At 75.0% G+C, this 26,201-nt stretch carries 22 protein-coding genes and 1 pseudogene; 7 read left to right on the top strand and 16 right to left on the bottom strand.

The window, feature by feature from the left end:
- A pseudogene (locus AC27IY_RS03320) lies at positions 1-443 on the bottom strand (hypothetical protein); the annotation flags it as partial.
- A gap of 122 nt (positions 444-565) precedes the next feature.
- Here AC27IY_RS03320 and AC27IY_RS03315 point away from each other — a divergent pair.
- The gene (locus AC27IY_RS03315; RefSeq protein WP_487177086.1) at positions 566-1,597 is read left to right on the top strand and encodes a DUF418 domain-containing protein; all 1,032 of its coding nucleotides are present in this window, start codon (positions 566-568) and stop codon (positions 1,595-1,597) included.
- Here AC27IY_RS03315 and AC27IY_RS03310 read toward each other — a convergent pair.
- Complete coding sequence (locus AC27IY_RS03310; protein WP_423448134.1) at positions 1,545-2,111, bottom strand: TetR/AcrR family transcriptional regulator; 567 nt, start codon at positions 2,109-2,111, stop codon at positions 1,545-1,547. The two genes, AC27IY_RS03315 and AC27IY_RS03310, sit on opposite strands and share 53 nt — an antisense overlap.
- A 90-nt stretch (positions 2,112-2,201) precedes the next feature.
- Here AC27IY_RS03310 and AC27IY_RS03305 point away from each other — a divergent pair, with 90 nt between their 5' ends.
- From AC27IY_RS03305 to AC27IY_RS03295, 3 genes are read left to right on the top strand one after another with little or no spacing between them, the layout of a single operon-like run.
- The gene (locus AC27IY_RS03305; RefSeq protein ID WP_487177085.1) at positions 2,202-3,017 is read left to right on the top strand and encodes an NAD(P)H-binding protein; all 816 of its coding nucleotides are present in this window, start codon (positions 2,202-2,204) and stop codon (positions 3,015-3,017) included.
- Positions 3,018-3,056: 39 nt separating this feature from the next.
- Entirely contained in the window at positions 3,057-3,911 is an 855-nt protein-coding gene (locus tag AC27IY_RS03300; RefSeq protein WP_423470893.1) for a haloalkane dehalogenase, read from the top strand.
- 56 nt (positions 3,912-3,967) lie between these two features.
- Positions 3,968-4,912 carry a hypothetical protein gene (locus tag AC27IY_RS03295; protein WP_449952750.1) on the top strand — a complete coding sequence of 315 codons (945 nt, stop codon included), beginning with the start codon at positions 3,968-3,970 and terminating at the stop codon, positions 4,910-4,912.
- Between the two features lie 15 nt (positions 4,913-4,927).
- Here AC27IY_RS03295 and AC27IY_RS03290 read toward each other — a convergent pair whose 3' ends face one another.
- Positions 4,928-6,307 (bottom strand): NsdA family TPR-like regulatory protein, encoded by a 1,380-nt coding sequence (locus AC27IY_RS03290; protein WP_487177084.1) that lies wholly within the window; start codon positions 6,305-6,307, stop codon positions 4,928-4,930.
- Between the two features lie 195 nt (positions 6,308-6,502).
- Here AC27IY_RS03290 and AC27IY_RS03285 point away from each other — a divergent pair, with 195 nt between their 5' ends.
- Positions 6,503-7,975, top strand: a complete 1,473-nt coding sequence (locus AC27IY_RS03285) for an ATP-grasp domain-containing protein (protein ID WP_487177083.1) — start codon at positions 6,503-6,505, stop codon at positions 7,973-7,975.
- 189 nt (positions 7,976-8,164) lie between these two features.
- Here AC27IY_RS03285 and AC27IY_RS03280 read toward each other — a convergent pair whose 3' ends face one another.
- Complete coding sequence (locus AC27IY_RS03280) at positions 8,165-8,539, bottom strand: YunG family protein (RefSeq protein WP_487177082.1); 375 nt, start codon at positions 8,537-8,539, stop codon at positions 8,165-8,167.
- A 66-nt stretch (positions 8,540-8,605) separates the two neighbouring features.
- Here AC27IY_RS03280 and AC27IY_RS03275 point away from each other — a divergent pair, with 66 nt between their 5' ends.
- Positions 8,606-9,562: an NAD(P)H-dependent flavin oxidoreductase gene (locus AC27IY_RS03275; protein WP_487177081.1), complete on the top strand. Its 957-nt coding sequence runs from the start codon at positions 8,606-8,608 to the stop codon at positions 9,560-9,562.
- 472 nt (positions 9,563-10,034) lie between these two features.
- Here the strand turns inward: AC27IY_RS03275 and AC27IY_RS03270 are convergent, their stop codons facing one another.
- From AC27IY_RS03270 to AC27IY_RS03220, 11 genes are all read right to left on the bottom strand, one after another.
- On the bottom strand, positions 10,035-12,332 hold the full coding sequence (locus AC27IY_RS03270; RefSeq protein ID WP_487177080.1) for a hypothetical protein: 2,298 nt from the start codon (positions 12,330-12,332) through the stop codon (positions 10,035-10,037).
- Positions 12,329-13,450, bottom strand: a complete 1,122-nt coding sequence (locus tag AC27IY_RS03265; protein ID WP_487177079.1) for a VWA domain-containing protein — start codon at positions 13,448-13,450, stop codon at positions 12,329-12,331. Before AC27IY_RS03265 ends, AC27IY_RS03270 begins: the two co-directional genes overlap by 4 nt.
- A complete protein-coding gene (locus tag AC27IY_RS03260) occupies positions 13,450-15,690 on the bottom strand; it encodes a DUF5682 family protein (protein ID WP_487177078.1) in 2,241 nt (746 codons plus the stop codon). Before AC27IY_RS03260 ends, AC27IY_RS03265 begins: the two co-directional genes overlap by 1 nt.
- A 2-nt stretch (positions 15,691-15,692) precedes the next feature.
- Positions 15,693-16,769, bottom strand: coding sequence for an ATP-binding protein (locus AC27IY_RS03255; protein ID WP_487177077.1), 1,077 nt, complete (start codon positions 16,767-16,769; stop codon positions 15,693-15,695).
- Entirely contained in the window at positions 16,766-20,020 is a 3,255-nt protein-coding gene (locus tag AC27IY_RS03250) for a DUF4132 domain-containing protein (RefSeq protein WP_487177076.1), read from the bottom strand. The genes AC27IY_RS03255 and AC27IY_RS03250 overlap by 4 nt, the downstream gene beginning before the upstream one ends.
- 87 nt (positions 20,021-20,107) lie before the next feature.
- The gene (locus AC27IY_RS03245; RefSeq protein WP_423448145.1) at positions 20,108-20,773 is read right to left on the bottom strand and encodes an alpha/beta fold hydrolase; all 666 of its coding nucleotides are present in this window, start codon (positions 20,771-20,773) and stop codon (positions 20,108-20,110) included.
- 44 nt (positions 20,774-20,817) lie between these two features.
- Positions 20,818-21,408: a carboxymuconolactone decarboxylase family protein gene (locus tag AC27IY_RS03240; protein WP_423470874.1), complete on the bottom strand. Its 591-nt coding sequence runs from the start codon at positions 21,406-21,408 to the stop codon at positions 20,818-20,820.
- 85 nt (positions 21,409-21,493) lie between these two features.
- Positions 21,494-22,015: an SRPBCC domain-containing protein gene (locus AC27IY_RS03235; protein ID WP_487177075.1), complete on the bottom strand. Its 522-nt coding sequence runs from the start codon at positions 22,013-22,015 to the stop codon at positions 21,494-21,496.
- Positions 22,012-22,314, bottom strand: a complete 303-nt coding sequence (locus AC27IY_RS03230; RefSeq protein ID WP_423448147.1) for an ArsR/SmtB family transcription factor — start codon at positions 22,312-22,314, stop codon at positions 22,012-22,014. The genes AC27IY_RS03235 and AC27IY_RS03230 overlap by 4 nt, the downstream gene beginning before the upstream one ends.
- Positions 22,315-22,382: 68 nt before the next feature.
- Positions 22,383-23,882: a M28 family peptidase gene (locus tag AC27IY_RS03225; RefSeq protein ID WP_487177074.1), complete on the bottom strand. Its 1,500-nt coding sequence runs from the start codon at positions 23,880-23,882 to the stop codon at positions 22,383-22,385.
- A 154-nt stretch (positions 23,883-24,036) separates the two neighbouring features.
- Positions 24,037-24,894, bottom strand: a complete 858-nt coding sequence (locus tag AC27IY_RS03220; protein ID WP_487177073.1) for a glycoside hydrolase family 16 protein — start codon at positions 24,892-24,894, stop codon at positions 24,037-24,039.
- 121 nt (positions 24,895-25,015) lie between these two features.
- On the opposite strand from AC27IY_RS03220, the gene AC27IY_RS03215 reads away from it, so the two are divergent.
- Positions 25,016-25,534 (top strand): pyridoxamine 5'-phosphate oxidase family protein, encoded by a 519-nt coding sequence (locus AC27IY_RS03215; RefSeq protein WP_423448150.1) that lies wholly within the window; start codon positions 25,016-25,018, stop codon positions 25,532-25,534.
- Here the strand turns inward: AC27IY_RS03215 and AC27IY_RS03210 are convergent.
- Positions 25,531-26,201, bottom strand: a 671-nt coding sequence (locus AC27IY_RS03210; protein WP_487177072.1) for an MFS transporter, incomplete at its 5' end; no start/stop codon positions are given. The genes AC27IY_RS03215 and AC27IY_RS03210 overlap by 4 nt on opposite strands.

Raw genomic sequence — 26,201 nt, 5'->3', positions numbered from 1 at the left:
AGCCCGGTGGCGGGCCGCAGGGCGGTCGCGGCGACCACGGCCGGCCCGCCCAGGGCGACGGCGCAGGCGGCGCGGGGCGCGAGGGTCCGCACGGCCGAGGCGGTGAGCACGGCCAGCGCCAGCGCCGCGGCGGGCCCCGGCTCGGCGGGCAGCCCGGCGAGCCGGGACACCAGCGCGGCCGACAGCGCCACGAGCTGTCCCGCGACCGCCGCGAGCACCCTCCCCCGGCGCCGCGCCAGCGCGATCGCGGACACGACCGTCCCCGCCACGCACCCGAACGGCACGTAGCCGGGCCCCCAGGAGGTCGCCACGCTGTACGCCCAGAACGCCTGCAGACCGGCGAGGATCACGCCGAGCCCGAGGTCCGCCACGGCGGCGCTCACAGCGAACGCTCGGTCGCCGGGCGCCCGATGCGGCGCGGCCGGCTGGTCCCGGTCAGTCACGCCGCTCAGGTTAGAAGCCGCGCCCTTCCCGCCGTACCGGCCGAAAGTATGACTCCCGCCGCCCGCGAACCCTGCTTCCGGCCCGTACCGCCGCTTCCGGGCGGTCCCGAGGATGTGGGGCCATGTCACAAGAACATCTGACGACACGGGACGCGCGCCCCAGGATCGTGGCGCTCGACGTGATCCGCGGTCTCGCGCTCTGCGGGATCCTGGTGGCCAACGTCCAGCCCATCGCGCACGCCGGCGACGCCCTGGCCGTGCGGACCGGCGGCGGCGACGCCGGTGACGCCTGGCTGGGGCTGCTGGTCCACCAGCGGTTCTTCCCGATCTTCTCGTTGCTGTTCGGCGTGGGCTTCTCCCTGCTGCTGGAGTCCGCCGGGCGGCGGGTGGGACGGCCGCGGCTGCTCCTGCTGCGCCGGCTCCTGGCGCTGCTCGCGCTGGGCCTGGCTCACATGTTCCTGCTGTGGTACGGCGACATCCTGACCGTGTACGCGGTCACCGGCCTCGTGGTGCTGCTGCCCTCCTCCTGGTTGCCGCGCCGGGCGGTGGCCTGGCTGGCGGGCGTGGTCGTCGTGGCCGCGCTCGCGACGGGGGCGGGGACGTTCGGGCTGGTGCCGGGGCTGTTCCTACTGGGCTCGGCGCTCACCAGGTACGGCGTGACCGCGCGGATCGAGGACTCCACCCGCGTGCCGGCCCTGCTGTGCCTGGCCTTCTCGGCCGCGGCGGCGCCGCTGGCCTGGCTGCAGAACGGCACGGGCGACCCGCGGGCGATGGGGGCCGCCGGGCTGCTGACCGCGGGCGCGTACGTCTGCGCCGTGCTCGTGCTGCTGCGCACCCCGCTGCGGCCGGTCCTGCGGGCCGTGTTCGCCCCGCTCGGGCGGATGGCGTTGACCAACTACCTGACGGCCACCGTGCTGGTCCTGCTGACGGCCCGCCTGGCAGGCGGCTCGCCGGACGGCTGGTCCACGGCGACGGTGCTGTCGATCGCGGGCGGCGTCCTCGTTCTGCAGTGGGTCTGGTCGACCTTGTGGCTGCGGTGGTTCCGTCAGGGGCCGCTGGAGTGGGCGTGGCGCTGGGCGACCTGGGCCCGCCGGCCGCCCTTCAGGCGAGGGAGTCGATCCAGCGCTCCAGCCGGCGCCCTTCCGCCCGCATGAGCGCGGGGTCGCGGAAGGTGTTGGTCAGCAGCGACACCCCCTGGTACGCGGCCAGCAGGGCGACCGCGAGCTCGCGCGCGTCGTCCCGCCCCATGGCGGCGAACTGCCGTTCCATCCAGTCGAGCAGCGCCCCCATGACGGCGGCGATGGCCCGGTCGAGGCCGTCGTCGCGTTTGTCCAGCTCGGAGGCGAGGGTGCCGGTGGGGCAGCCGAAGCGGGCGGTGAGGTCGCTCTGCCCGATCCAGCCGCCGACGAGGGCCTTGAGCCGGTCCCGCGGGTCGGGGAGCCCGTCGAGCCGGGCGGTCAGGGTCTCCAGCTCGCGGCCGTGGGTGTCGATGGCGGCCCCGATGAGCTGGTCCTTGGTCTTGAAGTAGTAGTAGACGTTGCCGACCGGGACGTCGGCCGCGCGGGCGATGTCGGCGAGCGTGGTCTTCTCGACGCCCTGCTCGTGGAGGACCCGGGCGGCGGCCGCGGCGAGCCGCTCGCGCTTGCCCGCCCTGATTGAGTCAGTCACCTCACTCACTATAGACAACCGCTCCGGCCGTCCGCTATGGTTTCGCTCCGATTCAGTCAGTGAGCTAACTAACTTCCGACGGAGGAAGCGATGATCGTGGTGACAGGGGCGACCGGCAACGTGGGCGGCGAGCTCGTACGGCTGCTGACGGCGGCGGGTGAGCAGGTGACGGCGGTGTCACGAAACGCCGGGACGTCCCTCGCCGGCGTCCGGCATCACCGGGGCGACCTGGGCGAGCCCGCCGGGCTGAAGGACGCCTTCACGGGCGCCCACGCCCTGTTCCTGCTGGTCGCGGGCCAGGAGCCACGGGCGGTGCTGGACGCGGCGGCGGCCGGCGGGGTCCGGCGGGTGGTGCTGCTGTCGTCGCAGGGCGCGGGGACCAGGCCGCACGCCTACGCCCACGCGGCGGACTTCGAACACGCCGTACGGGAGTCCGGTCTCGCGTGGACGATCCTGCGGCCCGGCGGGCTCGCCTCCAACGCCCTGGCCTGGGCCGGGACCGTCCGGGCCCATCGGACGGTCGCCGCACCCTTCGGCGACGTCGCGCTGCCCGCCGTCGATCCCGCCGACCTCGCCGAGGTGGCGGCCGTGACGCTGCGGGAGGACGGGCACGAGGGGCGCACGTACGAGCTGACCGGGCCCCGGGCGACCAGCCCGCGCGAGCGCGCCGCGGACATCGGGGCGGCGCTGGGGACGGAGGTGCGCTTCACCGAGCAGAGCCCGGAGGAGGCGCGGGCGGGGATGCTCACGTTCATGCCGGAGCCGGTCGTCGAGGCGACCCTCGCCATCCTCGGGAACCCGGTCGAGGCAGAACGGCGGGTCAGCCCGGACGTCGAGCGGGTGCTCGGGCGGGCGCCCCGCACGTTCGGCGACTGGGCCGCCCGCAACATCGCGGCCTTCCGCTGACCGGACCTCATGACCCTTCACACCTGAACGGATCCGCTCATGCCCGTACTGAACGTCCTCGACTCCACCATGTCCTACCGCGAGCTGGGCTCCGGCGCGCCGACCGTCTTCCTGCACGGCAACCCCACCAGCTCCCACCTGTGGCGGCACGTCATGCCCGCCGCCGGGCCCGGCCGCCGCCTGGCCCCCGACCTCATCGGCATGGGCGAGTCCGGCAAGCCGCCCATCGACTACACCTTCGCCGACCACGCCCGCTACCTCGACGCCTGGTTCGACGCCCTGGAGCTCGACGACGTGCTGCTCGTGGGCCACGACTGGGGCGGCGCGCTGGCCTTCGACTGGGCCGCCCGCCATCCCGGACGGGTGCGCGGCATCGCCTTCACCGAGGCCGTGATCAAGCCCATGAGCTGGGAGGAGTTCCCGGAGGGCGGCCGGGAGCTGTTCCGGGCGATCAAGACCGAGGGCGTGGGCGAGTCCATGATCCTCGACGACAACGCCTTCCTGCGCGGCCTGCCCGCCACCATGGCCACCCCGCCGGCCGAGGAGGACCTGGAGGTCTACCTGCGGCCGTACCCGACGAGGGAGAGCCGGCTGCCGCTGCTGCGGTGGCCGCGCTCGATGCCGCTCGGCGGCGAGCCCGCGGACGTGGTGGCGAGGATGGAGGCGTTCGGGCGGTGGGCGGCCGGCAGCCCGGAGGTGCCGAAGCTGCTGATCGGCTTCCGGCCCGGCCCTGGCTCGATGTGGACGCCCGAGACGGTCAAATGGTGCGTCGCCACCATGGCCTCGCTGGAGGTGCGCGAGCACGACGAGGTGGCCGGGCACCACACGCCGGAGGACCATCCGCTGGTCATCGCGGCGGACGTGGCGTCCTGGCCGCGGACCTCGACCCGCTGACGGCCGCCCGCCTCTACGATCGGAGGGCTCGCCCACCGGCTCAAGGAGAACGAACGATGGTCCAGGACGTCGCCGTCCACGCTCTGATCAGCGCCTTCGCGGGCGAGAACGTCGAGGCCAGGTTCACCGGCCCGACGACCGTCAGCCTCAGCGTGCCGGAGATCGGCGACGTCCCCGCCGACGTGACGACCTACACCGAGCACGCGGGCCTCCTGCCGCCGTCCGAGATCCCCGGGTTCGCCGCCGAGTTCGCCCGCGGCTTCGTGCAGGGGGTGCGCCGCCACCACAGCCGGGCCCAGGCCGTCGCCCAGGCGTCCGCGGTCGACATCGAACGGCTGCTGGCCGAGGACTCCCTGCGGATCCGCCTCTACACCGAGCAGGCGCTGGCCGACCCGCCCGGCCTGCTCGCCGCCCTGGCCACCCGCCCGCTCGCGCCGGGCCTGGTCGAGACGGTGGTCATGGACCTGCCCGACTCCATCGTCCCGCTCAACCGCTCCGACCTCGGCCACCGCACCGAGAACGAGGTGTTCGGCGCCGCGCTGCGCGCCTCCATCCACCGGGAGCCGCACTACGTCGAGACCCATCAGCTCTGGGGCGTGCCGATCATGCACATCGGGCAGACCCACCGCTACATCGGCGCCCACGCGCACGTGCTCGACCGGCATCTGCCGCACGTGGGGCTGGGCGCCTTGGTGTCGTTCCCCGTCCCGGAGTACGTGCTGGTGCACGCCATCGGCGACGTGCACCTGGTCGCGGCGATGGAGACGATGCAGTCGCTCAGCCGTACGCATGTCGAGCAGGGCGAGCACGCGCTCACCCCGCAGGTCTACTGGTGGCGGCCCGGCCCGCACGAGGACCTGCCCGAGGAGCAGGCGCTCGGCAGCGGGCTCGTCCCCGACCTGCGTCCCGTCGAGATCGAGGTGGATCACGAGGCGAAGAGCGTCACGCCGCGCACCGCGGCGGCCGAGGAGCTGCTCACCCTCTGGACCCACGACGTCTAGCCGGCGCGTGGTCCTTCACGCGCCGCGCACCGCCCGGTCGGCCTCCGCGACGAGGGCGCTCTTGCGGTACGGCTGCCAGGCGGTCCGCAGCGCGCGCAGCTCACCCCGGACGCGGGCGGAGGCCACCAGCCGGACGTCCTCGCTCAGCCCGAGCACGGTCACCGCGGCCCGCTCGACGTCCCCGGCGCGCAGGAACGCGTGCGCCGCGCGCAGCCCGATGAGGGTGCGGGTGCGCCGCTCGACCGGGCGGCGGGCGTCCATGGAGGCGGCGAAGTGGCGGGCCGCCCCCGCGTGGTCGCCGAGCCTGGTCAGGGTCAGCCCGATCTGGTGCTCCAGCGACTCGCGCCGGTAGTTGCCGGTCCACTCCGACTCGGGACGGGAGTCGGCGCGTTCGAGCTGCGTCTCCGTGCGGTGCAGCAGGCTCAGCGCATCGTGGCGGGTGCCGGCGGCGGCGTGCGCCTCGGCGCGCATGCCGGTGACCCAGGCCTGCGTACGCGGCGGGCCGTGGCCGCCGAGCGCGGAGGCGGCCGCCTCGGCCAGGGCCAGCGCCTCCTCGTCGTGGCCCAGCTCGGCGGCCTGCACGGCCATGCTCCGCAGGGCGGTCGCGCGTGACACCAGGTCGCCGGCCTCGTCGGCGAGCCGGACGGCGCTGATGTAGTAGCGCTGGGCCAGGGCGTTCGCGCCCGCGTCCATCGCCATGTACGCGGCCAGATAGCTCAGCTCGCCCGCCGCCCCGAACAGGTCGGGGCGGCGGCGGCCGGTCGTGCCGTGCAGCAGCGGCGTGACCTCCCGCGCCAGGTAGGCGGCCACGGCGGCGCGGGCGTGGCCGCCGCCGTACTGGTCGTCGAGGTCGGCGAAGCCGGCGGTCGCGGCGCGGATCCTGGTGACGTCGGCCGCGCCCGCCCTGGCCGGAGCCCGTCCGCCGGACGTGATCCGCGCGGCCACCCCGGCGGCGACCTTCGCGGCGGCCGGGACGCGCGTCCCCGCCGCCAGGCTCGAGAGCGCGGCCAGCGTGAACGTCCCCGCCGTGAGCACCGCGCGCCGGTTCAGCAGGTCGTCCTCCCCCAGCGTGGCCAGGCGGGCCACCGGATCGCCGTGCCAGGGGTCGTCGGGCGGCCCGGCGCCGGGGTCCGGCCAGCCGAGGTGCGCCGCGGCGAGGTCGGGACGGCCCAGCCGCCGCCGGAACGCCTCCAGCACCGCGACCACCCCCTCCGGGCGCGGGACGGTGCCGGTCAGCCAGTGCCCTACGGCCGAGCGGTCGTAGTGAAGGGGGTCGCCGCTCGCGGCGGCGGCCGCGTTGACGTGGCGGGCGAGCGCGGCGTGGGTCCAGGCGGCCTGCTCGATCAGCGCGGCCAGGGCCCGGTTGGCGACGGGGTGGGTGCGGCGGGGCGGCATCGCGGCTTCACATCGCTTCACATCCTGGTGCCCTCGACTCTGCGCTCCACGCAGAGCACCGTCAATAGTGCGGAACGTGACACAGCGTTCTGAAGGACGATTTATGGCGGGGGCGGCGACATGTACGGAGAGCCGGAGAAACGATCGTCCCGTCACACCGGCGCGGTCGTCGACAGAGATCGCGACCCCGGCGTGGTGCGGGACAGACGTTCGGACGAAGATTCCTGGGCGGCGCGGTGGGACGCGGAGGCCATGCGGGAGGAGGTCCTGGGCGGCCGGCCGCTGGTCGTCGTCGACCGGTGCACCAGCGCGCTGCGCACCGGCTACACCGGCCCGTCCGCCGTCGCGGCGCTGCGGCCCGCGCTCGCCATCGGCTGCTACGCGGCCTGGGACCCCGCCCTGGCGGACCTGGTCGTCGCCGCCGAGGACCGCACCCGCGTCCGCTCCGTGGCCGAGCGCCACGGCTGGCCGCGCCGGGTGCGCCACGAGGCCGCCAGGCACCTGCTCAAGCTGGACCGCCCGCCGGTCGTCGTCACCGGCGGCGCGGACCTCCGGCTGGACGAGCTGACCGGTCCCGGCAGCACGGCCGCCTCGATCGATCCCGGCGTACGGGTCACGATGGAGTCCAAGCCGCTCCTCGACGACCTCCTGCGCGCCGCCGGGGTGCCGACCGTGTCACGGGTCCGCAGCGTGCACGTGGACCGGCTGCCGTCGCCGGCCGAGCTGCGCCGCGCGGTCGGGACCGAGCGGGTGGTGGTGCAGGCGGGCGGGCCCGGCGGGAGCGGCACGGTGGTCGTGTCCGGGGAGGGTGACATGGGCCGCGCGGCGCGGCTGCTCGGGCCGTACCGGGTGGCCGCGTACGTGGACGGCTGGCCGGTCGCGATCACCGTGCTCAGCGTCCCGGACGGCCGGGGCGGCGTCCGCGTGTACGCCGACCGGCCCGCGCACCTGACGACCGGCGTCGCCGAACGGTCCGCCGGCCCCGTGAGCGCCGCCGGGGCCGACTGGTCGCGGCCCTGGCCCGCGCCCGCCGCCGCGCTGCTCATCGAGTGCGCCGAACGGGTGGCGCTCTGGGCCTGGCGCAGGTACGGGGCCGCCGGGATGTTCGGCCTGGACGCGCTCCTCACGCCGGACGAGCGGATCTACCTGACCGCGCTGCGGTGGCGGCGGCAGCGGCGCGACGAGGTGGAGGCGGCCAACCAGCAGGCGGTGGGGCTGCCGCCGTTCGTGCTGGGGCAGCTCGCGGTGATGCTCGGCCGGCCGGTGGGCTGGCTCGGCGACGCGGCGGAGTTCAACCAGCTCACGCTGCTGCGCGCCACCCAGCCCGGCGGGCCGTTCGCGGTGCGGCTGCGCCTGGCCGAGGGCCCAGCCGTGCGGATGGCGGGCGGGCAGGGCTCCGGCGTCTACCGGCTCGACCGGGACGGGCGGGCGCGCTGGGTGCGGCGCGCCGCGCATGCGGCGCAGGCCGCTTGCGACGACGGCGAGTTTCTGCTGGCAGACCTGCCGGGGCCGGACGTCGCCTGCCACCCCGGGGCCGATCTGGGCACGCTGGAGGGGGTGACCGAGGGCGGGACGCGGCCCTTCCACGGGCCGGCGAGCGTGTCGCCGTTCACCCGGGCGATCCTGTCGGCCGTGAGCGACCTCCTCGTGCCCTGGTCGCGGCCGTAGCAACTCGGCCCTTATTGCCCCCTCACGGCCCCTCAGGCCCCGACGGCCCCCTCACCCTCACGGCCCCTCAGCCCAGACGGCCCCCTCACCCTCACGGCTCCTCAGGCCCCAACGGCCCCCTCACCCTCACGGCCCCTCAGCCCCGACGGCCCTCTCACCCTCAGGGCCCCCAGGACTCCCCACGGTCCCTTAGGGCAGGGCGGCCAGCACCCGCTGCCGCAGCAGCGTGTACTGCTCACGGCAGCGCCGGGGACCCTCCGGCGGCCGCTGCTGGACGGTGCCGCCGGAGACGACCTCGTCGGGGCCGAACTGCTCGGCGGTGAGGTCGGTCTCGGTGCCGTCGGGCAGCCGGTTCCAGTAGTGGTAGGAGGTCCTGGCCCCGTCGACGTGGACCTCGCCGAGGATGAGGTCGCCCCCGAGCAGGTCCTGCACCACCAGCGCCGTCGTCCCGCACTGGCCCCTCGCCGGGTTGTCCGGCCGCCACTCGTCGAGGCTCGCGGGATCGCAGGTGTCTGGCCCCCAGGCGGCGCGCAGCAGCGGCCGCAGCTCATCCACGCTCAGCATGCCGGAAGTGTCGCAGGCGGGTACGACAGTTTCCGTTGCTGCCGGGTGAGACGAAGGAGCAGAGCGATGCCGCGTACGTGGTTGACCGATCGGTTCGGGCTGGACGTGCCGCTGGTGGGGGCGCCGATGGCGGGGGTGAGCGACGGGAGGCTCGCGGCGGCCGTGTCGGCGGCGGGCGCGCTCGGCATGTTCGGGGTGCCGGCGAACGCGCCGGGCTCGTGGGTGGCCGAGCAGGCCGCCGTCGCCGCCGGGAGCGGGCGGCCGTACGGGGTCGGGCTGATGGCGTGGGCGCTGCCGGGCAGTCCGGGGCAGCTCGACGCGGTGCTCGCCGCCCGTCCCGCGCTCGTCTCCGTCAGCTACGGCGACTTCGGCCCGTACGTGGAGCCGCTGCGCGGTGCGGGCATCACCGTCGCCGTCCAGGCGGGCACCACGGAGGAGGCGCTGGCCGCCGAGCGGGCCGGCGTGGACGTCGTCGTGGCGCGCGGCGGCGAGGGCGGCGGGCACGGGCGCGACGAGGTGGCGACACTGCCGTTGCTGCAGAGCGTCCTGGACGCGGTGAACGTCCCGGTGCTCGCGGCGGGCGGCATCGCCACGGCGCGCGGCCTGGCCGCCGTGCTCGCGGCGGGCGCCGAGGGCGGGTGGGCGGGAACTGCGTTCCTCGGCTGCGCCGAGACGACCCTCGCCGGGCCGGCGCGGGCGCGGGTGCTGGCCGCGGCCGAGACCGGCACCGCTTACGGGCGGGTCTTCGACGTGGCCCAGCGCCTGGCCTGGCCGCCCGAGTACGGGGGGCGGGCCCTGCGCAACGCCTTCTTCGACCGGTGGCACGGCAGGGAGGAGGAGCTGGGCGCGGACGAGGCGGCACGGGCCGAGCTGACGGCCGCACGGCGGGACGGCGACTACGACGCCGCGTACGTGTACGCGGGGCAGGCGGTCGGCCTGGTGCGCCGCGAACGACCGGCCGCCGAGGTGGTGGCCGGGTTCGCAGCGGTGGACGACCTACTGTCCCGCTTCGACCAACGCTGACGCCCGGGGTCGTGAGGCCTCCCGGCGTCACCCCGGGCCTGACGCTTTCGGGTCCGGGGTCTGCCGGCCTTTCCCGGGCTGACGCGCCCGGGCCCGACGCCTCCCGGCCTGCTCAGGCCTGGCGCTTTCGGGCCCGACGGCTTCCGGCACGACGGCTTCCGGCCTTGTCCCGGCCTGACGCCCCCAAGTTCGGCGCCTCCCGGCCTGGTGGGGAGGTGTCAGGCCCGAGCCCGCCCCCTCCCGGCTTGGTCGGACCTGATGCCTTCCAGCACGACGGCTTCCGACACGACGGCTTCCGGCCTTGTCCCGGCCTGACGCCCCCAAGCCCGACATCTCCCGGCCTGCTCGGGGCTGACGCCTCCCAGCCTGACGCCTCCTGGCGTCGTCCCGAATCTGACGCTCTCAGGCCCGACGTCTCCCGGCCTTGTCCCGGGCCTGACGCCTTCGGGGCTGGCGTCAGGGCCCTGACGTCCTACGTCCTCAGCTCCAGGGCGACCTCCGCGCGCAGGTAGGCGTCGGCCCAGGTTCGGTCGGCCGCTTCGGCGGAGCCGGTGGTGCGGGCGGAGGCGAAGGCGGTGAGGGCCGCCGCGACGCGGTGCAGGCCGAGCGCCGTCAACCGGTGCGCGGCGGCGTCGAGCCGGGTGTCGTAGGTGGGCGGCAGGTGGGACAGGCCGTGGTGGGCGGCCTCGGCGAGCAGCGCGCGGGCGTGGGTCAGTGCGGCGGTCAGCGGCGGTTCTGGCTCCTCGTCCCATGTAGGCGTCAGCGTGCCGCCGGTGGCGGGCCGCAGGTCGGGGACGATCACGCGGTCGCCGGCCGCCAGCCCGATCGGCTCGATGACGATCCCGGCCCCTGCCCGGCCGCCCCCAGCCCTGCCGACGACGCCGCTGACGAAGCGCGGCTCCCCCTCCTCCCCGGCGAGTACGGCGGCCAGCGCGTCGAGCCGGCCGGGCGCGGCGGCGGCGTGGGTGGCGCTGACCGTGGCGAGGTTGCCCGCCCGGTCGGCGACGACGGCGTCGAGCCGTTGGTCGCCGGGCGCGTACGCGATGGACTCGACCCCCGCGATGGCGACGGCCCTGACGAGCTCGGCCTCGACGCGCGGCCGGACGGGGCGGAGCGGGAGGGCGTCGAGCTCGCGGCCGAGCACCGCGAGGTCCGTCACCTTCAGTGACGGCGGCAGGGCGTCCCAGTCGCCCCGCGACGCGCTTACCTCGGTCCTGGAGACGCGCCCGGTGGCCAGCCTGACCGTACGGCTGGCGCTGCGTACGGCGGACTCGGTGACCACGGTGCCGGCGGCCAGCCCGGCCAGCGTGGACGTGGCGATCCGCCGCCGGGCCAGCGCCGCCCCGTCGTCGTCGCCCTCCCACTGGCGGCGCAGGACCAGCACCATGGCGGCGTCGGCGTGGGCCAGGAAGATCTCGGCGATCCGCCGGTCGCCGAGAGCGCGGACCCGGCAGCCGAGGGCCTCCAGCCGGGCCCGGCGCAGCGGGGTCTCAGCGGCCTCGGTGGTGCCGAGCACGCTGCTGCGCGGGGCGGCGTCCTGGCGGGTCGCCGCGCGGTGACGGGCGTGCAGCTCGGCGAGGTGCCCGGCGAGCAGTTCGGGGCGGTAGTGGGCGGCGCGGTCGCGGTAGGCGGCCAGTTGCTCGGCGAGGTCGCCGACGGCCAGCAGCGGCCAGCGCAGCCCGTCGGCCTCCAGGTGGCGTGAAACGTCGGCGACGGTCGCCTCCAGGCCCTGGCCGAGGTGCGCCGCGCCCTCGCGCAGGACGGTGCCGGCCAGTGTGAGGGCGCGTTCCAGCCCGGCCACCGCCCCGGCCACGGCCTGTCCGCCGACATCGACCCGGGCGTCGGGAACGCCGGGGTGCAGTTCGTCGGCGACCCTGAACGCCCACACGGCCAGGGCGATGACGTCGTCACGGCTGCCTGCGACGGCGTCGGTATGGACGAACCCGAGGTCGCCGGGAACCAGGAAGCGCACGGTCGCGGTGGGCAGCTCGACCTGCGGCACCGGCTCAGCGGGGGTCGCCCGCCGGATCCGGGCGGTGTAGCCGGCGCGCTCGGTGCGGCGGGCGGCGCTCATCAGCCGTGCACCGAGCCTGGCGGCAAGCTCGTCGTCGGTGACCTGTCCCGGCGACCAGGGCGCTGGTTCCTTCCCCGGCAGTACGGGCGTCCCGGACGGTTGCGCGGCCGGCGAGCCAAGCGCCGCAGAACCAGGCGCCCCAGACCCAGGCGCCGCTGAGCCAGGCGCTGTGGAACCGAGCACCGCTGAGCCGGGCGTCGCTGAACCAGGCACCGCTGAGCCGAGCGCCGCACAATTAGGCGCCCCAGAACGCGGCGCCGCTGAGCCGAGGACCGCAGAACCAGGCTCCGCAGAGCCGAGCGCTGCGGAACCGGGGACCTCGGAACCGGGCGCAGCAGAACTCGGCGCCACAGACGCAGGCTTCGCGGGGCCGAGCGTCGCGGAACCGGGCTCCGTAGAACCAGAGGCGCCAGAACCCGGCACCGGGGAGGCAGGGGCGGCGTGCTGGCTCTGGTAGGTGAGGATCACCGCGATCACGTGCCGGCAGACGCCGGTCGCGCCGCAGGTGCAGTGGCCCGCGTCGAGGCCGCCCGGCGGGAGGCTCGTGTCGGGGCCGCCGGGGAAGCCGCCGTGCACGGTGCCGTCGGCGTCGAGCCGCAGCTCAGGCGTGGCCTCCTTGGCCGCCCGTTTGACCAGGCCGCGGTTGGTGAGCGCGGCCAGGGAGTCGGTGGTGAGCGCGAGCAGGTCGGTCCTCATCGGCCCACGTGCTCCGCGACGAAGGACGCGAGCTCGCCGGGCGTCATGGCGCCCACGTGCGCCCCTGCGTCGGCCAGGCGCTGCCCGAGCTCCCGGTCGTAGGCGGGGTCGGCCTGCTCGTCGAGCGCGGCCAGGCACAGCACCTTGCTGCCCTGCTCGGCCAGTCCGCGTACGACCCGTACGAGCCGGTGCGCGTCGCCGCCTTCGTAGAAGTCGGAGATGAGCACGACGATCGCCCGGCGCGGCTGCTCCACCAGGCCGGCCCCGTACGTCGCCGCGCGCGCGATGTCGGTGCCGCCGCCGAGCTGGACCTTCATCAGCAGCTCCACGGGATCGTCGACGTCGGAGGTGAGGTCCACCACCTCCGTGTCGAACGCGACGAGGTGGGTGCGTACGCCGGGCAGCCCCCACAGGCAGGCCGCGGTGACCGCCGAGTGGATGACCGACTCGGCCATGGACCCGGACTGGTCGACGAGCAGGATCACCTGCCACTGTTCGAGGTGGCGGCGGGTGCGGGAGAAGAACAGAGGGGTCTCGATCACGACCTTGCCGGTGTCGGGCTGGTAGCGGCCGAGGTTGGCGCGAAGGGTCCTGACCATGTCGAAGTTGCGAGCCAACCGCATCCGGCCCGGTCGTCGTGCTTTGGTGCCCGAGAAGGCGCTGCGCACCTCGGTGGCGAGCTTTTCCATGAGCTGCCGTACGACCTGCTCCACGATCCGCCTGGCCAGCCGCAGCACCTGCGGGTTCATCAGATGCTTGGTGCGCAGCGCCGCCTGGAGCAGCGCGGGGTTGGGCTCGATGCGGGCCAGCACGTCGGGGTCGGTGACGATGTCGTGGATCTCGTAGCGTTCGACGGCGTCGCGCTGCAGCCGCTCGACGGTCTCCTTGGGGAAGAGCCTGGCGATGTCGTCGAGCCAGCCGAACGTGGTCAGCGACGACGGCCCGGTGCCGCCCTGCCGGCGTACGCCGCGCCTGCGGAGGTCCTCGTCGCGCCCGTAGAGCCAGTCGAGTGCGGCGTCGCGGGCGGCGGCCCCGGGGCTGAGCGGCTGCCCGCCGAGGCAGGCGGCGCCCGGCTCGCCGAGCAGCAACCGCCAGCGTTCGAGTGTGGGGTCGGTCATCAGGAGACCAGTCCTTCCCTGCGCAGTGCGGCGTCGACCCGCTCGTCCAGCGCCATGCCGGCGGCCACCAGCTCCGGGGCCGCGTCCAGTCTCATCAGGTCGTAAGGAGACGCGCCGCCACCCCGCAGCCCGGTCAGCCGGGTGGCGATGAGGTGCCGCTCGCGGGGCGGGAAGAAGCCGAACGCCTGGCGCAGCGCGGGCAGCGCCACCAGGAAGTCGTCGTCGGCCAGCGCCGCGACCAGCTCGTCCAGCAGCTCCAGCACGCCGGCGGTGTGCAGCACCTCCTCGCGGGCGAGCGCGAACAGCCCGGCCAGCCAGTCGCCCGCCGTGGCGGGGACGAACGCGCCGCGTACCGCCCGCCCGGGGTCGCCGGCGGCGTGGCCGCGCAGCGACCAGGCCAGGCCCAGCGCCGCGCCCCGCAGGTCGGGCGGCGCGTCCCGGCAGGCGGCGACCCGGTCCGCGACGCCGAGCGCCGCCTCGGTGTCCAGGCCGAGCGGCGTACCGGCGTGCCTGAGCGCGTCGCGGACGGCGGCCATGGCCTCGATCCGCCGCAGGTCGGCCGGCGCGGGCCCGCCGCGTACGCCTTCGGCCAGCCACAGCGCCCGCTCCGCCGTGGCCCGTACGACGGCGCCGAGGAGGTCGCTGCCGCTGGTGCCGAACAGCTCGCCGTGGCGCCACATGGCGAGGACGACGGCGAGGGTGCGGCCCAGCGCGCCCAGGTCGGCGGCCCGGCCGACGGTCCGTGAGAGGTCGTCCAGCACCTGCCCGGTCAGCTCGCCGACGCCGCACAGCGCCGCGTCGAGCAGGACGCCGGCCAGCTCGTCCAGGTCCGCGCCGGGGACGCGCCCGGCGAGTACGGCCGCCGCCGCCTCCTGCGGATCGACGCCGTACGCCCCGGCCTCGATGAGGGCGGGCAGGCGGTCCTCGGAGTCGGACAGCTCCCACCGCTCGGTCAGCTCCGTGCCGCCCGCCGGGCTCGGCCCCGAGATGCGCAGCACGCCGGGGATGCCCAGCACGCGCAGCCGGTGCAGCAGCCGGCTGCGCTCGCGGCCGGCCTCCTCGCCGAGGTCGAGGCGTTCCTCACCGGGCTCGCCGAGGACCGCGAGGACCGCGCGGACCAGCGGCGGCAGCGGGGTGTCCTGGTGCAGCCGGCCCGTACGGTCACCGCTGAGCGCGGCGATCATCTCGACGATGACCGGATGGGCGCCGGCCTGGAGCGGGCCGCGGCTCGCCCAGGGCAGCGGCGTCTCGATCGCCTCGCTGACGAGCGCGCCGGCCAGGCCGTCGAGCACGTCCACGCGGGCCGGGTGGCGGTGGCCGCGCATCAGCGCGAGCCCGTCGGCGGCGGCGCGGGCCGCGATCAGGTCGGCGGTCGAGACCGGCTGGCGACGGGCCCGCAGCCGGGCGACGACCGTCTCGACGAGCAGCCGGCCGGCCCCGGCGGGGCCGTGCTCCCACAGGTGCTGGTAGTAGCCGGGCGACGGCATGCCCGCCTGGTAGCCGTCGAAGGCGTCGAGTCGCCGGAACGAGTACGGCACCAGGTAGCTGCGGGCCGTCGCGCCGTCGGGCGGCCGGGGCACCTCCGGCCAGCTCCGGTCCCCGTCCTCGGCGAGGCGGATCAGCGCCGGGCGGTGGAAGCCGCCGGTGACCACGACCACCGGCCGCCCGTCCGCGTGGGCGGCGGCTGCCCTGACCCAGTGGGCCATGTACGCCTCGCGGGCGGTGTCGTCCGGCCCCGCCTCGGTGTCGCCGCGCAGCAGGTCGAAGTAGACGGCGAGCCGCTCGGCCAGCCCGTCGGCCGGCTCGATCTCGAACAGGTGGTCCCACAGGGCGTCGGCGTCGTCCACGGCGAAGTCACGGCACAGCCGGGCGGTGACCTCGCCGTAGCGGGCCTCGGCGTCGGCGTACCGGTTGCGTACGCCGGCCAGCGCGGGATGCCAGGCGGGCAGGTCGATGAAGCGCAGCTCGGCGCCGGCGGCGCGGCCCGCGTTCAGCGCCGTCCACTCCGGGGAGTAGTCGCAGAACGGCGTCCACGAGCCGTGCCGGCGGCCGGGGTCGCGGTAGCCGGTGTGCACCGCGATCGGCGGCTCGTGGCCCAGCAGCAGCTCGTCCATCCGGTCGTTCATGTCCGCCGGGCCCTCGACCAGCACGTACGCGGGCCGTACGGCGGCAATGGTGTCGGCGGCCAGCCGGGCGCAGGCGGGGCTGTGGTGCCGCACGCCGAGGAACGTGACCGTCATCGTCAGCCCGGCAGGAGGTGACGGGCGTCGTACAGGGCCTTCCACTGGTCGCCGTGCCGCCGCCGCTCCAGGTAGCGCCGGAGTTTCGCGAGGTCCTCCGGGCTGTCCTTGGCGGCGGTGCCGGCCAGGCAGGCGACCAGGTCGGCGGCGGTGCCCGGCTCGCCGCGCAGGAACCAGCCGCGCAGCCCGACGGCGTGGGCGACCGAGACGGCCTCGGCGGTGCTCATCACGCCGGACAGCCGGTCGGTGACGTCGCCGCGCGCGTTGTGGCCCTCGCGCAGCTCGCGGAAGGTGGTGACGAGCACCTCCAGCACGTCGCGGCGCGGCGGAGCGGTGACGCCGGAGCGGCGCAGCAGTGTGGTGGCCTCGGACTCCACCAGCTGCAGCTCGGTGTCGAAGTCGGCGATGGGGAAGACGGTCTCGAAGGTGAAGCGGCGCTTGAGCGCGGCGCTCATCTCGTTGACGCCGCGGTCGCGGGTGTTGGCGGTGGCGATGACGGTGAACCCCTCCTGGGCGAACACCATCGACTCGGGGCCGGTCAGCTCCGGGATCGCGAGCACCCGGTCCGACAGCGGCGACAGCAGGCAGTCCTGCACCTCCAGCGGGCAGCGGGTGATCTCCTCGAACCGCACCACCTTGCCCTCGGCCATGCCGCGCAGCAGCGGCGCGGCCACGAGCGAGCGCGGGGACGGGCCCTCGGCGACCAGCAGCGCGTAGTTCCACGAGTATTTGATCTGGTCCTCGGTGGTGGCCGCGCCGCCCTGGACGGTGAGCGTGGAGGTGCCGCTCACGGCGGCGGCGAGCAGCTCCGACAGCAGCGACTTGGCGGTGCCCGGCTCCCCCACCAGCATCAGGCCGCGCTGGGTGGCGAGCGCGACCAGGGACCGGTCGATGAGCGAGGGGTCGCCCACGAACTTGCGGCTGATGCCCAGGGCGTCGTCGCCGAGGATGAAGCGCCGGGCGGCCCGCAGGCTGAGCGCCCAGCCGGGCGGCCGGTCGTCGGTGTCGTGCTCGCGCAGCCGGGCCAGCTCGTCGGCGTGGCGGACCTCGGCGGGGGGCCGCTGTGCGCGCTCGCTCATTTGGTGATCTCCTTCAGGTCGCGCAGGATCTCGGAGGCGGTGATCGGGTCGAGGCCGCCGAGGCTGACGTCCACGAGCGTCTGCGTCTCGTCCATGTCGATCCAGCCGATCGCGACGCCCGGGTCGAGGCTGACGGTGACGGTGCGGCCGCCGGGGACGTCCCGCTCGATCCAGCCCTGCCAGCCGGCGTCCTGGGGGTGGCCCCGCCGCCAGCCGCGTCGTTCCAGGCTGAGCACCGCGTGGGTGGGGATCTTGGCCGCGCGGATCTCGGCCAGCAGCGCCTCGTCGGCGGTGTAGGTCTCCCTGCCCAGTTGCGGGAACGGCTGCAGGATCTCGTAGTCGGCGAACACCTCCGCCCAGGCGGCCACTTCCTCCCCCAGCTCCAGCGGGTGCGCCACGCCGACGACGGCGTCGCCGGGCAGCGTCAGCGGGTCGTCGGCGGCGTCGGCGAAGGTGCGGTCCTCGGCCACGCGCAGGGCGCCGACGAGCCGGCCTGAGGAGTCGTAGTGGCCCCACACGAGGCGGCGGACGATGTGCCAGAGCAGGGGATGCCCGACGAGCAGCCGTTCGAAGTCGGCGGCGCTCCAGCGGCGCCGGTCGGCCATGGCCCGCTCCAGGCGGCGGATGGTGTCGGCGGCGACGGCGCGCACGTCCTTCTTCAGCCCGGCGAAACGCCGGTGGGCGGCGGGCGCGAGCTCGGGGTCGTCGTTGACGCCTGGTTTGGGGAGGTTCTTCAGCCGTTTGCCCGCGGCGTCGGTGACGTACGGCTTGAGCTGCTCGTCGAAGCCGACGACGAACCGCCTGCGGCCGTAGTCGAGGGTGAGGCTGCCGTCGGCGGACAGCCCGAAGGAGGGCACCAGCCGGTCGGCCAGCTCCTGCGGCGTGAGGCCGAGCTCGGCGGCGACCTCGTCCATCTTCTGGCGGGCCCGCTTCTTCAGCCCGCCGAACTTGACCTTCTCCGCGATGCCGTGCAGGTGCATCAGCGCGACCTCGGAGCCGATGCCGGCCAGCAGGTCCAGGCCCGCGACGGCGCGCGCGTGCCCGTTCTCGCCGGGCCAGGCCCTGATCAGCGGAGCCAGCCGGCGTACGGTCTCGTCGTCGCCGATCAGCGCCTGCGCGTCCATGATCCAGCTCTCCTTGGACGGGTGGCCGGCCGCCTGCCAGCGCTGGAACAGCGCCCAGCCGAAGTCCGCGAGGCTGCGGGCGTCGCACGCCTCCCGCACCGCGTCGAGACCGGCGTACGGCTCGCCGGGCCGGGAGATCGCCAGCATGGTGGTGACGTGGCGGGCCGCCTCGGCGGGCAGGGCGCCTGCGTCGCCGCGGAGCTGGATCGGGCTGAGGACCGCGACGTCCGTCCATTCGGGCAGGACGGGCATCCTGGCGGGCAGCGCGTCGAGCGGGTCGGCCGCGAGCAGGTCGCCGATCGCGGCCTCGGCGGCGGGGCCGTAGCCGGCGGCGGCCCGGGTGACGGCGTCGTGACGGCCGGCCGCGACCAGTGCCGTGAGCGCCCGCTCGGCCTGCCGGCGGGCCGCGCCCGGCTTGCCGAGCGCGGCGGGGACGAGCGCCCTGGCGGCCGCGTCGGGGTGGCGGGACAGCCAGGCCAGCGCGGTGGCGCGGACGGACTTCAGCCGGGTCAGCCAGTCGGCCATGAGGAGGGCGATCTCCGGTGCGGCGAACGGGAGCAGCGACGGGCCGGCGCCGCTCGGGCTGTGCCGGGCGGTGTCCAGCAGCAGGGGCAGCGCCGCCAGCTCGAACCTGGCGGCCACCCCGGGCAGCCAGTGGGCCGTGCCCCAGTGCCAGTGGTCGCCAAGCCGCCAGGTGGAGATCAGCGGCGCGGCCAGCTCCTCGGGCCCGGCGATGAACAGCGCGACCACGTCGCTCCAGTCGTACTGCCCGCGGCCGTCGGCGATGTCCTTCCAGGTGCGGCCGTAGACCCGGCGCCAGTGGTCGGGCGGGGCGGCGAGCCAGGCGTCCCGCTCCCCCGGCCCCCACACCACGGAAGGCTCGTCCTGGCAGGCCAGGCCGCTCACCACGACCGGCTTGCGCGTCGTGCGCGGACGGGTCCACGGCGGGCTGACCAGCACCTCGGGCAGGGCCTCCGGCGGCGCGACGGCGACGGCCGGGGCCGAGGCGATCTTGCCGATCCGCCGGGCGGCGGCCTCGCCGAGCGCCGGGACCACCTCGGGCACCAGGTCTCGGTGGGCGAGCACGTGGGCGCGCAGCAGCCCGTCCACGGCCTTGCCCTGGGCTGCGGCGAGCAGGCGCATCGCCCGGCGCGGGAAGCGGGCCGCCGCGTGCAGGAAGGCGGCCTGGGCGTGTCTGGCGTCGATGCGGTCGAGGATCGCCTGCATGGGGGCGTCGCCCGGCAGGTCGGCGAGCACGTCCAGCAGCCGGCGCTCGCTTTCGGCGTCGTAGTACTGGCCGAACCAGCCGATCAGCAGCGGCAGGGCGGCCGCCGGGCCCAGGCCGTCGACGAGCGTGGCGGGCGTGGTCAGGGAGTGCAGCACGTCGGAGCCGTGCACGTGGCCGGCGACGAGCGCGGCCTGCTCCGGCGTGCCGACCGCGGCGAGCATGCGGACGGAGAGCCGCGGGTTGACGCTGCTCACCTCGGCGCAGTCGGCCTCGACCCACGCGGTCTCGGTGGGCGCCAGGAAGGAGGCGGCCACCCGGTGGTGCAGCCCGCCGTCACGGGACGCGGCCAGCGCCGCGACGGCCTCGGCGTACGTGGCGTCGGGCGCGGCCGCGAGGGCGGCGCGGACCCGCGCGGCGGCCTCGATCCGCTTCCAGGCGATCCAGTGGATGGGAGAGCTCGCGTCGTCCAGCCGCCGGACCAGCCAGCCGTGCTCGGTGGGCACCGGGTTCAGGCAGGCCTGCTCGGCCACGGCTGACGCCGCGAACGCCGGGCCCGGTCCCGCCAGCCAGGCGTCGGCGAGCAGCGGCTGCCAGGTCCGGTCCTCGTACGGCAGGGACGCGGACACCACCTCGGCCACCACCGCCGCGCCGAGAGGCGTGGCGGGAGACTCGCCCCCGATGCAGGCGAGGCCGGCCGCGCGCAGCTCGGGGTCGGGGCAGAGCGCCAGCGCGTCGAGGACCTGCTGACGGTGGCCGTCCAGTCTCGCGGCGAGCCGGTCGGGCGCGGTCGGGTCGAGCCGTCTCACCGCCACCTCGACGCCGCCCCGCCGGGGATGGAGCGCGCGCAGCCAGGCCGCCGGCCAGGTCAGCCGGTCCTCGTCGCCCTCGTGTGCGGTCATGCCGATACCTCCACGCCGTGCCGGTCTTCTTGATCGTCAGCGGTGAGTATGGCGGGACCGACCGACAAACCGGCGGCCGTCGTGGCGTCAGGGGGCGGCGGCGAGGATTCCCGCCAGGTAGGCGGCCAGTTCCGCCGGTCGCGACAGCATCACCATGTGGCCGCCGGGCATCTCGTCGGGGGTGACGCCGAGCCGTTCCCCGACGTGGCGGCGGACGAAGTCCGGGGTGAAGAGCCGGTCGTCGCGGCAGAGCAGGTATCGCGTCGGCACGTCCGGCCAGGCCGGCAGGGGCCAGGGCTCGGCGCACGCCCGGTCCATGTTCATGTGGGCGGCGAGCGCGCCGTCGTGGTCCAGCACCCGCCGGGCCAGGTCGCGGGGGACGTCGTGGAAGTAGAGCTCGTGCTCGTCGTCGATGTCGGACGGGGGCCGCCCGCTGCGTTCCCACCAGTCACCCGGCGGCTCGCCGGGAGCCGGGATCATGGCGGTCACCAGGACGAGCGCGGCGGCCGGCACGCGCGCGCAGACGAGCGGGCCGACGAAGCCGCCCCAGGAGTGGGCCACCACCACGAGCGGCCCGCGCCCGGCGACCGCCCGGGCGACGGCGTCGGCGTACTCCCAGAGTCCCGCTTCGGGGTCGGACGTCGGCAGGTCCACCGCGACCGTGTCGTGGCCGCGGTCGCGCAGCTCGGCCTCGACCAGGTGCCAGTCGTAGGCGCTTCCGCCGCCGCCGTGGATGAGCGCGTAAGTCGTCATGCCGGTGCAGACCGGCGGCGGCGCGGAAACTCATCGGACGGCCGCTACGGGGCGGTCTCGGCGGGCCGGCCGTAGGTGACGGAGCGGCGTACGGGTTCGGGCGCCGCGGCGCGCAGGGCGGCGTCGGGGCGTGCGCCGAGCGCGTCGTTCACCGTCGAGAACGCCAGCCGTAACGCGACGAACGCCGTCATCGCGAAGATCTGCCCGTCGCCGAACCCGGCCGCCCGCAGCTCCTCGACGTCCTCCGCTCGGGTGGCGTTGGGGTCGCGGGCCACCTTCCGCGCCCACGCGGCCATCGCCCGCTCGGGCTCCTCCAGCCCGGCGTCGTCGCCGCGCAGCAGCCCGCCCGCCGCCTCGGCCCCGGCGACCGCCGCCAGCCTGGTCCCCCAGGCCAGCGAGCAGTAGGAGTCGCCGATCGTGGAGGCGCACGCGGTGACCAGCACGGCGCGCTGCCGCAGCGTCAGCCCGCCGGCCGCGGCGACCTCGCCGATCAGGCCGAACAGCCTGTCCTGCGCCTCCGGCTGGTGGGCCCACAGCCGGGACAGGTTCATCACGTATCCGTTGTCGGCCAGGTCCTCGTCGTAGAGCCGCTGGGCCGCCTCGCCGAGCTCGGGCTCGGGAAGGAAGTTGCTCATGCCACCGCCAGTGCGTGCCGCGTCGTGCCGGACACCTCGTCCGGCCCTTCAGCATGCCCGCTTCCCGCGCGCCGGCACAGGCCCACTATGCGCCGGCGTCTCCGTCCCCGCGCAGGGCGGCGGCGAAGCGGCGGCCCGGCTCGGGGTCGACGCCGAAGCGGGCGGCGTAACGCTCGTGCGTCTCCGCCCAGCCCTGGTGAGCCTCCTCCTCGGTGACGGTCCGGCCCGACAGGTACGGCTCCAGCCGCGACAGATAGGCGTCCCACCCGCTGGCGGTCTGCGCCGCGAGGCCGAGGTCGTCGATGACGTGCACGAAGACCAGGCGGCAGCCGTCGCCCTCGGCGGTCAGGTCGAAGCTGTACGGCTGGCCGGCGTACGTCCAGGCCAGGCGGCGCGGCGGATCGACCTCGGTCACCTCGACGGTCGCGCCGCCGGCGTCGAAGGTCTCGCCGACCGCCGGCGTCCAGTCGACGGCGGCGGGGAACCAGGCCCGCAGCTCGTCCGGCACGCTGACGGCCCGCCACACGCGCTCGACCGGGAAGGCGAGCACGCGCTCGAAGCGCAGCGCCGGGCGGCCGCCGATGGTCTCCAGGGTGCCGTCGGTCATGGGTTGTCCTCCAGGTGTCGTTCCAGGGCGTCGAGACGCTGGGACCAGAGCATCCGGTAGGGCTCCAGCCACTCGGCGACCTCGGCGAGGGGTTCGGGGCGCAGCGAGTAGACGCGCTGCTTGCCGTGCGTGCGCACGGCGACGAGCCCGGCCTCGCGGAGCACCTTGAGGTGCTTGGACACGCCGGGCTGGCTGAGGTCGAGGTGTTCCACCAGCTCACCGGCGGGCCGCTCACGGGTGCGGAGCAGGTCGAGAATCCGCCTGCGGTGCGGCTCCGCCAAGGCTGCGTAGGCGCTCATGCCCTACATATTGCCAGATGGTTATATGAACGGCAATCCGGCGGGGGCCGCAGCCCCCGCCGGTCCCGCTACAGGAGGATCTTCACGTCGTCGACGCCCGCCTCCACCAGGCTCGCGGTCGAGGCGTCGGCCGCCTCGACGAGCACCCGTACGCTCTGGCCCGCGAACGCGGACACGTCGACCGTCGCGACCGCCCAGGCGCCGTCACGGTCGCTGGCCGCGCCGAGCTGCTGGAACACGGTGCTGGTCGTGCTTCCGACCACCTTGACCCGCAGGTAGTCGGCGCTGGAGGAGTTGCTGCCGTGCGCGAGGTACCAGGAGAACGACAGCTTCGGCGCCCCGGCCGGCAACGTGATCGGCGGCGACTGGATCGAGGTCAGGCCCCCGTCCACGTCGTGGTCGCCGGCCGACGCTCCGGCCAGCCGGCCGGTGACCAGGTCGTTGACGCCGCTGACCGTGGTGCCGAGCTGCTTGGCGCCGCTGGAGGTGGTGGCCTCGGGGTCTCCCCGCTCCCACAGGCCGCTCGTGGCGGTGCCGGCCACGGTCGTCCAGCCCCGGTCGGTCTCGAAGTCGTCCGACCAGACCACGGTGGGCGGCACGGCGGTGGCGATGGTCCAGACCGCGTACGCGATCGCGTCGGCGTTGCGGTCGAGCGCGGTGTCACTGATGTTGGCCGTCGTGTCGCAGGAGCGGTGGTAGCACGGGTCGAAGGCCTGCCCCGCCGTGCCGCCCCACAGCTGCGCCTGGGCGCTGCTCTTGACGCCCTCCGCGCCGGTGAAGGTGCCGCCGGCCGGGATGCCCTGGGAGATGAACGGGCCGTAGTCCGAGCGGCCGTCGAAGTCGGTGCCGCGCGTGGGCACGCCGATCGAGGTGAAGTAGTCCTGCAGCACCCGTTCGAGCTCGGCGGAGCCGGCCGGGCCGGGGCCGGAGCCTACGCCGTCGGAGTTGTCGCCGTCGTAGATGAAGTAGCCGGCGTTGGGCGAGCCGACCATGTCGAAGTTGAGGTACCCCTTGATCTTGGCGCGTTCGGTCGCGGCCAGGTTGGTGACGTAGTACTGCGAGCCGCGCAGTCCCAGCTCCTCGGCGCCCCACCAGGCGAAGCGCAGGTGCTTGGCAGGCTGGAGCGCCTGCCGGGAGACCTCCAGCGCGGTCTCCAGGATCGCGGCGCTGCCGGAGCCGTTGTCGTTGATGCCGGGACCCGCCGTCACGCTGTCGAGGTGGGCGCCGATCATGAGGACGTCGTTCGCGTTGCCGCCGGGCCAGTCGGCGATGACGTTGTAGCCGGTGGCGCCGTTGTAGGTGAACGACTGCAGGGTGGTGGTGAACCCGGCCGCGTCGAGGCGGCCTTTGACGTAGTTGGCCGAGGCGAGGTAGCCCGGCCGGCCGTGGGCGCGGTTGCCGCCGTTGGCGGTGGCGATGCTCTGTAACTGGGTCAGGTGCGCTTTGACGCCGGCCAGTGGGATGTCGGGCACGGCGAGCGCCGCCGAGGCCGGCGCGGGCGCGACGGTGAGGGCGCCGGCCAAGGCCAGGGTCACGGTGGTGAGTGCGGCGAGCAGACGTGATCTCATGCCATTCCTTTTGGGTCTGACGGGACGAGACAATTCCCCCGCGATGGTGCTGTAAGGAACGTAATGGCACACGGGGAAGTCGCCTAGACCCGATCTCGTCCCGGCCCGGCGGCCCGGGCCGGGACGGCGTCAGCTCACCGGACGGGCGCCGGCGTCACCAGGCGCGGGTGCGGCCGAACCACACGTTGCGCGCCCGGAAGTAGGTGTTGCCGGAAGGGCCCGGCTGCTGGCTCCAGAGCGCGTCGCCCGGCTCGATCCCGGAGGCCCAGGACCCCATCTGCAGGTTGATGATCAGGTACTGCGGTACGCCGGCCCAGCCCACGCCCCGGTGGGTCGCCTGCCACACGCCGTCGAAGTAGTAGTCGAGCAGGACGTCGTCGCCGTCCTTCTCCATCCAGAGCCGGTACTTGTGCCAGGCGTCGGGGTCGTGGCCGCTGAGCCGCGTGCGCTCGGCGGGGTCGTTCTCGCCGGCGTCCTTGGTCCAGGTGTTGAACAGGTTCGTGGAGTCGCCGACGTACTCGAGGATGTCGCTCTCCGGGGGCCAGTCCGGCGCGATCCCGGTGGTCCAGAAGGCGGGCCAGATGCCCTGGCCGGTCTGCGTACGGAACTCGCCCTCGATGTCGTACTCGGGGAACTGGTCGTTGACGAGGATCTGCTCCTTGGCGTGGACGGCGCCGGAGTGGTACCAGAGCGGCGCGTGCGGCGGGCTCGCGCTCTGCCCGTCAGGCTGGGCGAGCCGGGTGGCCGTGAGGGTGAGCACGCCGCCGGAGAGCGAGACCTTGCTGCTGAGCATCTTGGCGGCGCCGTTGTGGACGTCGCCCCAGGGATAGCCGTGGTTCCATTCCTGGGCGAAGGCCGTGGCGCTGGCGAAGGAGGACTTCTCGACGAGGTTCTCCCACGTCGCCGCCGCACGGGCTTCGGCCGGGACGAGCGACGGACCTAACAGGGCGCTCGCGGCCGCCGCCGAACCCATGGTGATGAGCCTGCGCCGGTTGATCGATTCCTCGGGCATGTGGTCCTTTCTGCCGGTACGGACGAAGATCACTACACCACATCCGCGATAACATGACAGCAGGTGTCGGGTTTCGGGGGGAAGGTTGATGCTTTCGTACGACACCGAACCAAGGACCTCGATGCACGAGACACCAGAAGAGCTGAAGCAGCTCCAGTCCCTCCTCGACGCTTCGCTCTCCCGCTCCACCACGCACCTCCGCTCGATCGTCTCCGAGCGCACGCTCACCGCCGAGCAGCTCACCCAGGTCCTGACCGGCATGTGCACGCTCGCCCTGTCGACCGTGACGGCGAAGGGCGAGCCGCGGATCAGCGGCGCGGACGGGCACTTCCTGCACGGCAGGTGGCACTTCGGCACCTCGCGCGACGCCGCCAAGGCCCGCCACCTCGCCGCCCGTCCCGCCGCCAGCGTCGCGCACCTGCGCGGGGAGGACCTCGGCGTGTTCACGCACGGCACCGTGGAGGTCCTCAACCCCCTGGACGGCGAGCCTCACCCGGACTGGCCGGAGCTGCTCGCGTACTTCAAGGACTTCTACGGCGCCGACGCCTTCGACTGGGAGAAGGACGTCGTCTACTACCGGCTGCGTCCGCACTGGATGACGGTGTACGCCCCCGACTTCGCCAAACTGACGGCGTCCTAGCGTCCGGCGTCGTTCACCAGGACGCGCGCCAGGACGAAGGTGACGAGCCCGGCGATGACCACCGACAGCAGGCCGACGCGCAGGCTGACGAGGTCGGCGACGAACCCGACGAGCAGCGGCGACAGCAGGAACCCGCCGCGCAGCAGCCAGCTCACGACGGTCAGGCCGGTGCCGGGGGGCAGGCCGGGCAGCTCGTCGGCGGTGTGCATGGCGGCGGGCACGAGGGTGGCCGTGCCGAGCCCGGCGAGGACGAACCCGGCCAGTGCCGACGGAACGGATGGCACGGCCAGCGCGGCGCCCATCCCGGCGGCGGCCAGGAGGCCGCCCAGGCGGGTCACCGTCCGCTGGCCGAACCGGTCCACCACGCGGTCGCCGGACAGCCGGCCGATGGTCATGGCGGTCTGGAAGGCGACGACGGCGAGGCCGGCGGTGGCGGCGTCGGCGTGCAGGCCGGTCAGGTAGAGGGCGCCCCAGGACGCGCCGGCGTCCTCGACGAGCGCGCCGCACGCGGCCAGCAGGCCGAGCGCGGCGAGCATCCACACGGCGGGCCGCGCGAACGACCGCCGCCCGGCCGGAGCCACCGGATCGCCGCCGTCGACGGCGGCCGGGTGACCGTGGGCGGCGGCCGGGTGGCCGCCGCCGGTGGCCGGGTGGCCGCCGCCGGTGG

The sequence above is a fragment of the Nonomuraea sp. B208 genome (genome assembly GCF_057536035.1).
This window is presented reverse-complemented; position numbering and strand designations above follow the sequence as displayed.

Excerpts from the sequence above, each read along its gene's own strand:
- AC27IY_RS03315 (WP_487177086.1), top strand. The coding sequence starts at position 566 with ATGTCACAAGAACATCTGACGACACGGGACGCGCGCCCCAGGATCGTG.
- AC27IY_RS03305 (WP_487177085.1), top strand. The coding sequence starts at position 2,202 with ATGATCGTGGTGACAGGGGCGACCGGCAACGTGGGCGGCGAGCTCGTA.
- AC27IY_RS03300 (WP_423470893.1), top strand. The coding sequence starts at position 3,057 with ATGCCCGTACTGAACGTCCTCGACTCCACCATGTCCTACCGCGAGCTG.
- AC27IY_RS03295 (WP_449952750.1), top strand. The coding sequence starts at position 3,968 with ATGGTCCAGGACGTCGCCGTCCACGCTCTGATCAGCGCCTTCGCGGGC.
- AC27IY_RS03290 (WP_487177084.1), bottom strand. The coding sequence starts at position 6,307 with ATGCCGCCCCGCCGCACCCACCCCGTCGCCAACCGGGCCCTGGCCGCG.
- AC27IY_RS03280 (WP_487177082.1), bottom strand. The coding sequence starts at position 8,539 with ATGCTGAGCGTGGATGAGCTGCGGCCGCTGCTGCGCGCCGCCTGGGGG.
- AC27IY_RS03275 (WP_487177081.1), top strand. The coding sequence starts at position 8,606 with ATGCCGCGTACGTGGTTGACCGATCGGTTCGGGCTGGACGTGCCGCTG.
- AC27IY_RS03270 (WP_487177080.1), bottom strand. The coding sequence starts at position 12,332 with ATGAGGACCGACCTGCTCGCGCTCACCACCGACTCCCTGGCCGCGCTC.
- AC27IY_RS03265 (WP_487177079.1), bottom strand. The coding sequence starts at position 13,450 with ATGACCGACCCCACACTCGAACGCTGGCGGTTGCTGCTCGGCGAGCCG.
- AC27IY_RS03260 (WP_487177078.1), bottom strand. The coding sequence starts at position 15,690 with ATGACGGTCACGTTCCTCGGCGTGCGGCACCACAGCCCCGCCTGCGCC.
- AC27IY_RS03255 (WP_487177077.1), bottom strand. The coding sequence starts at position 16,769 with ATGAGCGAGCGCGCACAGCGGCCCCCCGCCGAGGTCCGCCACGCCGAC.
- AC27IY_RS03250 (WP_487177076.1), bottom strand. The coding sequence starts at position 20,020 with ATGACCGCACACGAGGGCGACGAGGACCGGCTGACCTGGCCGGCGGCC.
- AC27IY_RS03245 (WP_423448145.1), bottom strand. The coding sequence starts at position 20,773 with ATGACGACTTACGCGCTCATCCACGGCGGCGGCGGAAGCGCCTACGAC.
- AC27IY_RS03240 (WP_423470874.1), bottom strand. The coding sequence starts at position 21,408 with ATGAGCAACTTCCTTCCCGAGCCCGAGCTCGGCGAGGCGGCCCAGCGG.
- AC27IY_RS03235 (WP_487177075.1), bottom strand. The coding sequence starts at position 22,015 with ATGACCGACGGCACCCTGGAGACCATCGGCGGCCGCCCGGCGCTGCGC.
- AC27IY_RS03230 (WP_423448147.1), bottom strand. The coding sequence starts at position 22,314 with ATGAGCGCCTACGCAGCCTTGGCGGAGCCGCACCGCAGGCGGATTCTC.
- AC27IY_RS03225 (WP_487177074.1), bottom strand. The coding sequence starts at position 23,882 with ATGAGATCACGTCTGCTCGCCGCACTCACCACCGTGACCCTGGCCTTG.
- AC27IY_RS03220 (WP_487177073.1), bottom strand. The coding sequence starts at position 24,894 with ATGCCCGAGGAATCGATCAACCGGCGCAGGCTCATCACCATGGGTTCG.
- AC27IY_RS03215 (WP_423448150.1), top strand. The coding sequence starts at position 25,016 with ATGCACGAGACACCAGAAGAGCTGAAGCAGCTCCAGTCCCTCCTCGAC.